Below are 12,003 nucleotides of genomic sequence, written 5' to 3' on the forward strand. Positions count from 1 at the left end.
CTGAGTCCGTCCCGCATCACACACGAACCCCTTTTGCGAGGAGATTCTTCATGCCCAGCAGTCCCACTCCGCCCGTGCAGCGCATCGGCATTCCCCGGGAGACCTTCCCCGGCGAGAAGCGCGTGGCCACGGTGCCCGACGTCGTCGAGAAACTGATCAAGCTCGGCTTCCAGGTCGCCGTGGAGGCCGGCGCCGGCGAGGCGGCCAACTTCAGCGACGACGCCTACCGCGCCGCCGGCGCCGAGATCGTCGAAGGCGCAGCCGCCCTCTGGGCGACGTCCGACATCGTGTTCAAGGTGCGCCCGCCCAGCGAGGGCGAGGTGGCGCTGATGCGCGAGGGCGGCACGCTCGTCGACTTCATCTGGCCGGCGCAGAACCCCGAGCTGATGCAGCAGCTCGCGGGCAAGCAGGCCACGGTGCTGGCCATCGACTGCCTGCCGCGCACGCTGAGCCGCGCGCAGAAGATGGACGCGCTCACCTCCACCGCCGGCGTCAGCGGCTACCGCGCCGTGATCGAGGCGGCCAACGCCTTCGGCCGCTTCTTCAACGGCCAGATCACGGCCGCGGGCAAGGTGCCGCCGGCCAAGGTGTTCATCGCCGGCGCCGGCGTGGCGGGCCTGGCGGCCATCGGCACGGCGGCCAACCTGGGCGCCATCGTGCGCGCCAACGACACGCGCGCCGAGGTGGCCGACCAGGTCAAGTCGCTCGGCGGCGAGTTCGTCAAGGTGGACTACGAGGAAGAAGGCTCGGGCGGCGGCGGCTACGCCAAGGTGATGAGCGAGGGCTTCCAGGCCGCGCAGCGCCAGATGTACGCGCAACAGGCCAAGGACGCCGACATCATCATCACCACCGCGCTGATCCCGGGCAAGCCGGCGCCCAAGCTCATCACCGCCGAGATGGTGCAGTCGATGAAGCCCGGCAGCGTGATCGTGGACATGGCGGCCGAGCAGGGCGGCAACTGCGAGCTGACGGTGCCCGGCGAGGCCGTGGTGCGCCACGGCGTCACCATCATCGGCTACACCGACCTCGCCTCGCGCCTGGCCAAGCAGTCGTCCACGCTGTATGCGACCAACCTGCTGCGCCTGACCGAGGAACTGTGCAAGGCCAAGGACGGCCATGCCGTGGTCAACATGGAGGACGACGCGATCCGCGGCCTCACGGTGATCAAGGACGGCGCCATCACCTGGCCCGCGCCGCCGCTCAAGCCCGCCGCCGCGCCCGCGCCCAAGCCGGCCGCCGCGCCGGTGGCGGAGAAGAAGGGCGGACACGGCCATGGCAGCGGCGGCCCGCTGCCGGCGAAGACGGTCGTCGTCCTGTTCGCGGTGGCGGCGGTGCTGTTCTGGCTCATCGGCGCCTTCGCGCCGGCCGCCTTCCTGGGCCACTTCACGGTGTTCGTGCTGGCTTGCTTCATCGGCTACATGGTGGTGTGGAACGTCACGCCCGCGTTGCACACGCCGCTGATGAGCGTGACCAACGCCATCTCCAGCATCATCGCCATCGGCGCGCTGGTGCAGATCGCGCCGCCCGATGCCGCGGCCGGCGGCCGGCCCGACGAACTGATCCGCTGGCTGGCCTTCGCCGCGCTGGTGCTCACGGCGGTCAACATGTTCGGCGGCTTCGCCGTCACGCGTCGCATGCTCGCCATGTTCCGCAAGTGACGAGAACGACAACAACAAGAAGGAAGGACGACCATGTCTGAAAGTCTTGCGACGGTGGCCTACCTTGGCGCCACCATCCTGTTCATCCTGAGCCTGGGGGGCCTGTCCAACCCGGAGACCTCGCGCCGCGGCAACCTGTTCGGCATGATCGGCATGGCGATTGCCGTGCTGGCCACGGTGTTCGGCCCGCGCGTCAGCGCCTCGGGCCTCGCCTGGATCGTGATCGCGCTGGTGATCGGCGGCGGCGTCGGCCTGTACGCCGCCCGCATCGTGAAGATGACCCAGATGCCCGAGCTGGTGGCGCTGATGCACAGCCTGGTGGGCCTGGCGGCCTGCCTGGTGGGCTTCGCCAGCTACGTCGACACCTCGGTGCAGTTCCAGGGCGCGGAGAAGGTCATCCACGAGGTGGAGATCTACATCGGCATCCTGATCGGCGCCGTCACCTTCTCGGGCTCGCTGATCGCCTTCGGCAAGCTCGCCGGCCGCATCGGCGGCAAGCCGCTGCTGCTGCCCGCGCGCCACTGGCTCAACCTGGTCGCGTTGCTGGTGGTGATCTGGTTCGGCCGCCAGTTCCTGGCCGCGCACGACGTGCAGGCCGGCATGCTGCCGCTGGTGGTGATGACCGTGATCGCGCTGCTCTTCGGCGTGCACATGGTCATGGCCATCGGCGGCGCCGACATGCCGGTGGTGGTGTCGATGCTCAACAGCTACTCGGGCTGGGCCGCGGCGGCCACCGGCTTCATGCTGAACAACGACCTGCTGATCGTCACCGGCGCGCTGGTGGGCTCGTCGGGCGCGATCCTGAGCTACATCATGTGCAACGCGATGAACCGCAACTTCATCAGCGTGATCGCCGGCGGCTTCGGCTCGGGCGCCGGCAAGCCGGCGAAGAAGGGCGAGGCCGCCGAGCCGCAGGGCGAGGCGGTGCCGGTCAGCGCGGCCGAGACGGCCGAGATGCTGCGCGAGGCCCGAAGCGTGGTCATCGTGCCCGGCTACGGCATGGCCGTGGCCCAGGCCCAGCACACGGTCAACGAGATCACGAAGACGTTGCGCGAGCGTGGCGTGCAGGTCCGCTTCGCCATCCACCCCGTGGCCGGCCGCATGCCGGGCCACATGAACGTGCTGCTGGCCGAGGCCAAGGTGCCCTACGACATCGTGATGGAGATGGACGAGATCAACGAGGACTTCCCGGACACCGACGTGGCCATGGTCATCGGCGCCAACGACATCGTGAACCCCTCCGCGCAGGAAGACCCGGGCAGCCCCATCGCCGGCATGCCGGTGCTGGAGGTGTGGAGGGCGAAGCACTCGATCGTGATGAAGCGCTCCATGGCCTCGGGCTACGCCGGCGTGGACAACCCGCTCTTCTACAAGGAGAACAACCGCATGCTGTTCGGCGACGCCAAGAAGATGCTCGACGAAGTGCTGGCGGTGCTCAAAGGCTGACCGCCGGTACGCCCATCTTCGGCGCCTGCGGGCCATCGGGTAGCATCCGGCAGGGATCGCTACTGTTTCGATAGCTGGCAGCGACCGCATGGCGGGCGCTTCGCTTGTTTGCCTTGTTGAATTCGAGAACGCGAGGAGACCTATGACCGACCGCCCCTGGCTTTCCGCCTACCCCGCCGGCGTGCCCGCCGACATCGACCCGACCCAGTACCGCTCCCTGGTGGCGCTGATGGAGGAGAGCTTCGGCCGTTTCGCGGATCGCACGGCCTACAGCTTCATGGGCAAGGACGTCAGCTATGCCGAGGTGGACCAGGCCAGCCGCGCCTTCGCCGCCTACCTGCAGCAGGGGCTGGGCCTGGCCAAGGGCGACCGCGTGGCGGTGATGATGCCCAATTGCCCGCAGTACCCGATCGCCGTCGCCGGCATCCTGCGCGCGGGGCTGATCCTGGTGAACGTGAACCCGCTGTACACCGCGCGCGAGCTGGAGCACCAGCTCAAGGACGCCGGCGCCAAGGCGATCGTCATCATGGAGAACTTCGCCGCGACGCTGCAGCAGGCGCTGCCGCACACGCAGGTCAAGCACATCGTGCTGGCGGCCATGGGCGACCGGCTCGGCTTCCTCAAGGGCGCGCTGGTCAACTACGTGCTGCGCAACGTGAAGAAGATGGTGCCGGCCTTCCAGCTGCCGGGCGTCATCCGCTTCAACGACGCGATCGCGCAGGGCGGCAGCCGCACGCTGCAGGCGCCCGAGATCGGCCCGGACGACGTCGCCGTGCTGCAGTACACCGGCGGCACCACCGGCGTGAGCAAGGGCGCCGTGCTGCTGCACCGCAACGTCATCGCCAACGTGCTGCAGTCGGAGGCGTGGAACCAGCCGGTGATGGAGCGCGTGCCGAAGGACCAGCAGCCCACCAGCGTGTGCGCGCTGCCGCTCTATCACATCTTCGCCTTCACCGTGGGCATGATGCTGAGCATGCGCACCGGCGGCAAGCTGGTGCTCATCCCCAACCCGCGCGACCTGGCGGCCACGCTCAAGGAGCTGTCCAAGCACACCATCCACAGCTTCCCGGCCGTTAACACCCTGTTCAACGGCCTGGCCAACCACCCCGACTTCAAGACGGTGGACTGGAGCCACCTGAAGGTCTCGGTGGGCGGCGGCATGGCGGTGCAGGGCGCGGTCGCCAAGCTGTGGCTCGAGAAGACCGGCTGCCCGATCTGCGAGGGCTACGGCCTCTCGGAGACCAGCCCCTCGGCGAGCTGCAACCCGACCACCAGCAAGGAGTACACCGGCACCATCGGCGTGCCCTTGCCCAGCACCTGGATGAAGCTGCTCGACGACGACGGCCACGAGGTGCCGCCGGGCGAGCGCGGCGAGATCGCGATCAAGGGCCCGCAGGTGATGGCCGGCTACTGGCAGCGGCCCGACGAGACGGCCAAGGTCATGACCGCCGACGGCTACTTCAAGACCGGCGACATCGGCACGGTGGACGAGCGCGGCTACTTCAAGATCGTCGACCGCAAGAAGGACATGGTGCTGGTCAGCGGCTTCAACGTGTACCCCAACGAGATCGAGGACGTGGTGGCGGCGCTGGACGGCGTGCTCGAGTGCGCGGTGGTCGGCGTGCCGGACGAGAAGACCGGCGAGGCCGTCAAGCTGGTGATCGTGAAGAAGCACGAGTCGCTCACCGAGCAGCAGGTGCGCGACTTCTGCAACGCCAACCTCACCGGCTACAAGCGGCCCAAGATCGTCGAGTTCCGCACCGAGATGCCCAAGACGCCGGTGGGCAAGATCCTGCGGCGCGAGCTGCGCGACAAGACCTAGGCGCGTTCTCCAGCGCTGCGGGCCCGCACCGAGTCGTGCGGGCTTTTTTTTGTCGCCGGGCCGCCCCAAGACAAAAAGCATCCCCTCGGGGGATCGGGCAAGCGCGAAGCGGTTGACCGAGGGGTCTTTTTCGTCGCCGGGCGCGGCGTGGTCGCGGCGCCGGTGTGTGCGGTATTCGGTACTCCTGTGACGAAGGCGCACCATCCGGAATGTGAACTTTCGTGCGAATTGAGACATAAATGTCTCTTTTTTGCGATCGGCGGCGGTTTGCCTGGGACCATTCGGGCTGCGTTGACTGGATCGACAAAGGGAGGAACGCATGAACCGCACATTCCGCAGCCATTGGAACGAGTCGCTGGGCACCTGGGTGGCCGTTCCGGAACGATGCCGCGCACGCGGCAAACCGGCGCGCCGGGCGGTGATGGCGGCCGCGGTGCTGGTGTGGACCGCGGCGGCTGCCAGCCCTGCCTGGGCGGTCACATGCACGGCCGACGCGAACGGCTCCTACATCGCCGGCTGGACGGGGGGGCCCTATGGCGTGGCGTGCAATGAGGTGCCCGCCACGACCGGCTCGCCGACGGTGCTGGGCAGCGGCGCCAGCTGGTACGTCCTGACCCGCAGCAACCTCTCCACCAGCGCGGACGCCGTCACGATCGGGACGACGAACGTTTCCTATTCGGGGGCCAACGGCTTCGGCCTTATCGGCAACCAGTACCTGACCCACGGCAGCATCAACTTCACGGACGTGACCGCGACCCTGACCAACAGCGGCGCGGGCGGCGGCATCAGCGGCCTGGGCACGCACGGCACGGTGGCCATCAACGGGAACAACTTCAACCTGACGTCCAGCAGCAACTACACCGGAACGAATCTGAGCGGCGGCGTCGCCTCGTACGGCATCCTCGCCGGGTCCTCCGTCGTTTCGGGCGAGGCGGTCGTGGCCAACAACGGCAGGTTCTCCACCATCACGCTCGACAACGCGACCATCAGGCAGACCACCGCCGGCGGACTCCTGCCCGTGCTCAACAGCGGCCTGCGCGCCATCCAGGGCGCTGCGGGCGATTCCGGCAACGGCAGCGCCGGCAAGATCGAGATCAGGGGCACGCTGGACATGACGCTCACCGGCGCACGCGTCGAGGGCATCTACGTTTCGGGCGCCGCATCGGACGCCGCCGGCAACGAGGCCGTGTCGCAGGTGGTGCTGAACGACGCCACCATCAGGATGGTGAAGAGCGGCGCGGGCGCCTGGGACAGCAGCGCCATCAAGATCGGCAAGACCCGGGCGGTCGGCACCGGCAAGGGCCTGGTCGTCTCCAACGGCGCCCTGAAGATCGACATGGACCCCAATTTCGGAGGTTCCTCGGCCTACATGAGCCCCGCCATCAAGATGGCGGTCAGCGGATCGCAGCTGCTCGCCAACGGCCCCAACAGCGCCACCGACATCAACGCCAGCCGCTCGGCCCTGGCGATCGGGATCGACGACTGGGGCAGCAACGTGGATTCGCAGGGCATCCAGGCGCTCTTCGGCCGGGCCACCGTGCGGACCCAGTCGACGACCGCGCCGCTGCTGCTGGTGGACAGCGGGCAGCAGGACGTGCAGATCCTGTTCGACAGGGGCTCCGATCTCGTCGCCGCGAGCAACGGCTACCTGATCGACATCGTCAGGTACCGGGCCTCGACGACTGCCAGCTCGGCGCAGCTCACGCTGGACAACGGGAGCGTGATGACCGGCCTGACGAACAGGGCCTACGCCAACTCGACGCTGAACATCGATCTGAACAACGGCTCCACCTGGCATCTGGCCGAGAAGACCACGGGGGCCGTGGCCACGTCGACCTTCGACAGGCTGACGATGACGGGCGGCTCCACGCTCGATGCCATCAAGGCGGGCGCGGCCCCGGCCCAGTTCGTCCTCAACGGCAACGTGTCGTCCATCGACTCGTCCATCAACCTGGCCGACGGCAAGGTGGGCGACGTCCTCACCATCCAGGGCAACTACGTGGGCCGCAACGGCCTGCTCCGGCTCGACACGCACCTGGGCGACGACAGCTCCGCGACCGACCGCCTGGTGGTGTCGGGCGACACCAGCGGCACGACCCGCGTCCAGGTGCTCAATGCCAACGGCCCCGGCGCGCAGACGGTCAACGGCATCAAGGTGGTCGACGTGGGAGGCAACTCGGCCGCCGGCAGCTTCACGCTGGCCTCGCCCGTGCAGCAGGGCGCCTACGAGTATTTCCTGTTCCAGGGCGTCGGCGGCGTGAACCCCGATCCGGTGAACAACAACGACTGGTACCTGCTGAGCCAGTACGTCCCGCCGCCTCCGCCGCCACCACCACCCCCGCCGCCGCCTCCTCCCCCGTCTCCGGCCCCGCCCGCCCCGCCGGCGCCGCCCGCGCCGCCGGCCCCCTCACCGGCGCCGGTGCCGGTGCCCCAGGTGCTGCGCCCGGCGGTGGCGGGCTATGTGCTCGGCCCCGGGCTGGGCAACGAACTGGGGCTGGCCGTGCTCGACACCCTGCACCGCAGGGAGGGCGACCAGCGCACGCTGCCCGTGACGGACGGCGACAGCGCCCAGGCCTGGGCGCGTGTCGGCGGCGGCAGGCTGCGCACCGAGGGACAGCGTCAGTTCGGCGCCTCGCAGCGCATGGGCTTCCTGCAACTGGGGCGCGACGTGCATGTCTCGCACGACGACGGCCCCGGCGGCAGCCAGTCGCACACCCGCACCGGGCTGGCGCTGGCGCTGGGCGACGGCCGCGCGGACGTGCACGACCGCCGGCGCCGGGCCGCCGGGCGCGGCGCCACGAGCGGCGAGGTTCAGACGCGGCTGCTGGCGCTCAGCGCCTACCACACGCGCTACAACGACGCGGGCGGGTACCTCGACCTCGTGGGGCAGATCCACCAGCTGCGCCATGCCTACCGCGACCTGTACGGCGGAACGGCCGTGCAGCGCGGCACCGGCGGCGCGCTGTCGGTGGAGGCCGGCCGGCCGTGGCGCCTGGGCGAGAGCCGCTGGTCCGCCGAGCCGCAGGCGCAGCTGCGCTATATGAGCACGCGCTACCGCGGCTTCAGCGATGCGATCTCCGCCGTGCAGGGCCAGCGCACGCAGTCGCTGCGCGGGCGGCTGGGCGTGCGGCTGGCCTGGGACCGCGATGTCGCGTCGCCCGCGTCGGGCGCGGTCGAGCCCTTCTACTTCACCGCCGACCTGCTGCACGACTTCAAGCGCCCCGCCGCCGTGCGCATCGGCGGCGTGGCGGTGAGCGAGCAGCCGGGCGCCCGCACCTGGCTGGAACTGGGCATCGGCGGCCAGAAGAGCCTGCGTCCGGGCATGGTGGTCTACGGCGGGCTGCAACTGCAGCGCGGCCTGGGCAGCGACGCCGGGGAGCGAAGCGGCGTCGCCGGGCAGCTGGGCCTGAGGGCGCACTGGTAGCGCCCCGGTGCGCCTCGGCCGCGGCTCAGCTCAGCGCCACCGGCCTGGTGTGCCAGATCTCGTGCGCGTATTCGGCGATGGTGCGGTCCGACGAGAACACGCCCATGCCGGCCACGTTGAGGATGGCCTTGCGCGTCCAGGCGTCCGGGTCCAGGTACAGCGCATCGACCTCGGCCTGCTTGGCGACGTAGCTGGCGTAGTCGGCCAGCAGCAGGTAGTGGTCGCCCCAGTTCACCAGGGTGTCGAAGATGGCCTGGTAGCGGCCCGGCTCGCCGGGCGAGAACGCGCCTGACTGGATCGCGTCGAGCGCGCGGCGCAGCTCGGCGTCGCTCTCGTAATAGTCCCGCGGCTGGTAGCCGGCCGCGCGGATGTCCTCCACCTGCGGCGCGGTGTGGCCGAAGATGAAGATGTTCTCGTCGCCGACGTTCTCCTTCATCTCGACGTTGGCGCCGTCCAGCGTGCCGATGGTCAGCGCGCCGTTGAGCGCGAACTTCATGTTGCCGGTGCCCGAGGCCTCGGTGCCGGCGGTGGAGATCTGCTCCGACAGGTCGGCCGCCGGCATGATCACCTCCGCCAGGCTCACCGAGTAGTTGGGCAGGAACACCACCTTGAGCAGCTTGCCCACGCGCTCGTCGGCGTTGACGACGGCCGCCACGTCGTTGATGAGGCGGATCACCTGCTTGGCCATGACGTAGGCCGAGGCCGCCTTGCCCGCGAAGACGACCACGCGCGGCACGTGGCGGCCCTGCGGGTCGTCCAGGATGCGGTGGTAGCGGGTGACGACGTGCAGCACGTTCAGCAACTGCCGCTTGTACTCGTGGATGCGCTTGACCTGCACGTCGAACATGGCGTCGGTGTCCACCACCAGGCCCATGTGCTGCTCGATCCAGTTGGCCAGGCGCAGCTTGTTCTCGCGCTTGGCGTGGCGGAAGGCGCGCACGAAGGCCGGTTGCGCGGCCATGGGCCCGAGCGCCGCGAGCTGCGACAGGTCGCGCCGCCAGCCGCGGCCGATGCGCGCGTCCAGCAGCGCGGCCAGCGGCGGGTTGGCCTGCGCCAGCCAGCGGCGCGGCGTCACGCCGTTGGTCTTGTTGTTGAAGCGCTCGGGGAAGAGCTTCGCGAAGTCCGCGAAGATGGACTGCTTCATCAGCTCCGAGTGCAGCGCCGACACGCCGTTGACCGAGTGGCTGGCCAGCACCGCCACGTAGGCCATGCGCACGCGGCGCTCGCCGGTCTCGTCGACCAGCGAGAGGCGGCGCATCAGCTCGTGGTCGTGGCCCACCTGGTCCGCCACCTCGGCGAGGAAGCGCGAGTTGATGTCGAAGATGATCTGCAGGTGGCGCGGCAGCACGCGGCCGAGCATCTCCACCGGCCAGGTCTCCAGCGCCTCGTGCATCAGCGTGTGGTTGGTGTAGCTGAAGACCTTCTGCGTCTGCGCCCAGGCCTCGTCCCAGGGCACGCCGTACTCGTCCAGCAGCAGGCGCATCAGCTCGGGCACCGCCAGCACCGGGTGCGTGTCGTTCAGGTGGATGCTGACCTTCTCGTGCAACTGGCCGAAGCCCTCGTGGTTGCGCAGGTAGCGGCGCACCAGGTCCTGCACGCTGGCGCTGCAGAAGAAGTATTCCTGGTGCAGCCGCAGCTCCTTGCCCGAGGCGGTGGAGTCGTCCGGGTAGAGCACGCGCGAGACGTTCTCCGAGTGGTTCTTGCTCTCCACCGCCTCGAAGTAGTTGCCGCGGTTGAAGGCCGAGAGGTCGATCTCCTCGGTGGCGCGGGCCGACCACAGGCGCAGCGTGTTGGTGGCCTGCGTGCCGTAGCCGGGGATGATGGTGTCGTAGGCCATCGCCAGCACGTCGTGCGTGCCGACCCAGCGCGCGGCGCCGCCGGGCGAGTGGCCCTCCACGTGGCCGCCGAAGCGCACGCGGTACTGCACCTCGGGCCGCTGGAACTCCCACGGGTTGCCGCGGGTGAGCCAGTAGTCGGGCGTCTCCACCTGCTGGCCGTCGATGATCTGCTGGCGGAACATGCCGTACTCGTAGCGGATGCCGTAGCCCATGCCCGGCACGCCCAGCGTGGCCATCGAGTCGAGGAAGCAGGCGGCCAGCCGGCCCAGGCCGCCGTTGCCCAGGGCGGCGTCGGGCTCGCGCTCGGCGAGTTGCGCCATGTCGATGTCGAAGTCGGCCAGCGCGGCCTTCACCGTGTCGTACAGGTCCACCGCCAGCAGCGCGTTGGTGAAGGTGCGGCCGATCAGGAACTCGGCCGAGAGGTAGTACACGCGCTTGGTGTCCTGCGCGTAGTTGGCGCGGGTGGTGGCCATCCAGCGCTCGACCAGCTGGTCGCGCACGGCCAGGGCGGTGGCGTGCAGCCAGTCGTCCTGGCTGGCGGCCACCGGGTCCTTGCCGACGGCGTACATGAGCTTGTTGGCCAGCGCGCGCTTGAAGGCGGCGACGTCGCGGTCGGGGTGGTCGTATTCGAAGGCGGCAGGGGTCATGGTGCGGGGGTGTCTTGCAGGGTTCTGTGGGGCGCGGCGTCAGCGCGCCGCGGCGTGGCGGTAGACCTCGATGTAGCGCTGCGCGGGCTCGGCCCAGCCGGCCGGCCGGCGCATGCCGGTGGCGCGCACGCGGCGCCAGTCGGCCGGCCGCGCGAACAGCGCGAAGGCCCGGCGCAGCGCGCGGCCGAAGTCGCGGGCGGTGAAGTCGTCGAAGACGAAGCCGTTGGCCGTGCCTTCGGCCAAGTCTTCCAGCGTGCAGTCGGTCACGGTGTCAGCCAACCCCCCGACCCGGTGCACCAGCGGCAGCGCACCATAGCGCAGCCCGTACATCTGCGTGAGGCCGCAGGGCTCGAACATCGACGGCACCAGGGTCACGTCGCCGCCGGCGAACAGGCGGTGGGCCAGCGCCTCGTCGTAGCCGAGGGTGGCCGCGACGCGCCGCGGTGCGACGGCGGCGCGCTGGCGGAAGGCGTCCTCCAGCGCGGCGTCGCCCGAGCCCAGCAGGGCCAGCTGCCCGCCGCGGGCGATCAGCTCGTCCAGCCCGTCGAGCACCAGATGCAGCCCCTTCTGCTCGGTCAGGCGGCTGACCAGCACGAACAGCGGCGCGTCGGCGCGCACCTCCAGGCCCAGCGCGTGTTGCAGGGACGCCTTGCACAGCGCCTTGCCCGCCATGCGGCGGCCTTCGGGCATGCGGTAGCGGTGCGGCAGCAGCGTGTCGGTGGCGGGGTCCCACACGCGGTCGTCCACGCCGTTGAGGATGCCGTCGAGCACGCCGGCGCGCCCGCGCAGCAGGCCGTCCAGCCCCTGGCCCTGGGCGGGGGTCTGGATCTCCTGCGCGTAGCTGGGGCTGACGGTGGTGATCCGGTCGGCGAAGTACAGGCCGGCCTTCATGAAGGAGACGTCGCCGTGGAACTCCAGCCCGTTGACCTGGAAGGCGCTGGACGGCAGCCCCAGCCCGGTGAAGACGTCGGGGCCGAAGCGGCCCTGGTAGGCCAGGTTGTGGATGGTGAACACGCTGCGCGCCGGCTGGCCGGGCAGGTAGGCCAGGTAGGCCGGCGCCAGGCCGGCGTGCCAGTCGTGCGCATGCACCAGCTCGGGCGCCCAGTGGGGGTCGGCGCCCCGCGCCAGTTGCGCGGCGGCCCAGCCCAGCAGGGCGAAGCGGCGGTGG

Annotated in this window: 6 protein-coding genes; 4 read left to right on the forward strand and 2 right to left on the reverse strand. The window is 69.9% G+C overall.

What is annotated here, in order from left to right:
* Nucleotides 1–50 precede the first annotated feature (50 nt).
* The 4 genes from ACIY1X_RS08305 (at nucleotide 51) to ACIY1X_RS08320 (ending at nucleotide 8,350) form a co-directional block, all read left to right on the forward strand.
* On the forward strand, nucleotides 51–1,658 hold the full coding sequence (locus tag ACIY1X_RS08305) for a Re/Si-specific NAD(P)(+) transhydrogenase subunit alpha (protein ID WP_399679739.1): 1,608 nt from the start codon (nucleotides 51–53) through the stop codon (nucleotides 1,656–1,658).
* A 33-nt stretch (nucleotides 1,659–1,691) separates the two neighbouring features.
* A complete protein-coding gene (gene pntB / locus ACIY1X_RS08310) occupies nucleotides 1,692–3,104 on the forward strand; it encodes a Re/Si-specific NAD(P)(+) transhydrogenase subunit beta (RefSeq protein WP_399679740.1) in 1,413 nt (470 codons plus the stop codon).
* Nucleotides 3,105–3,246: 142 nt separating this feature from the next.
* Nucleotides 3,247–4,926 carry a long-chain-fatty-acid--CoA ligase gene (locus tag ACIY1X_RS08315; RefSeq protein WP_399679742.1) on the forward strand — a complete coding sequence of 560 codons (1,680 nt, stop codon included), beginning with the start codon at nucleotides 3,247–3,249 and terminating at the stop codon, nucleotides 4,924–4,926.
* Between the two features lie 319 nt (nucleotides 4,927–5,245).
* Nucleotides 5,246–8,350, forward strand: a complete 3,105-nt coding sequence (locus ACIY1X_RS08320; RefSeq protein WP_399679744.1) for an autotransporter outer membrane beta-barrel domain-containing protein — start codon at nucleotides 5,246–5,248, stop codon at nucleotides 8,348–8,350.
* 25 nt (nucleotides 8,351–8,375) lie between these two features.
* On the opposite strand, the gene ACIY1X_RS08325 is transcribed toward ACIY1X_RS08320, so the two are convergent.
* Together ACIY1X_RS08325 and glgA are read right to left on the reverse strand one after the other, a co-directional pair.
* The gene (locus ACIY1X_RS08325; RefSeq protein WP_399679745.1) at nucleotides 8,376–10,835 is read right to left on the reverse strand and encodes a glycogen/starch/alpha-glucan phosphorylase; all 2,460 of its coding nucleotides are present in this window, start codon (nucleotides 10,833–10,835) and stop codon (nucleotides 8,376–8,378) included.
* Nucleotides 10,836–10,874: 39 nt separating this feature from the next.
* A partial coding sequence (gene glgA, locus ACIY1X_RS08330; RefSeq protein WP_399679746.1) for a glycogen synthase GlgA occupies nucleotides 10,875–12,003 on the reverse strand: 1,129 nt, incomplete at its 5' end.

It is taken from the genome of Xenophilus sp. (assembly GCF_044462705.1).
Classification (GTDB): domain Bacteria; phylum Pseudomonadota; class Gammaproteobacteria; order Burkholderiales; family Burkholderiaceae_C; genus Xenophilus; species Xenophilus azovorans.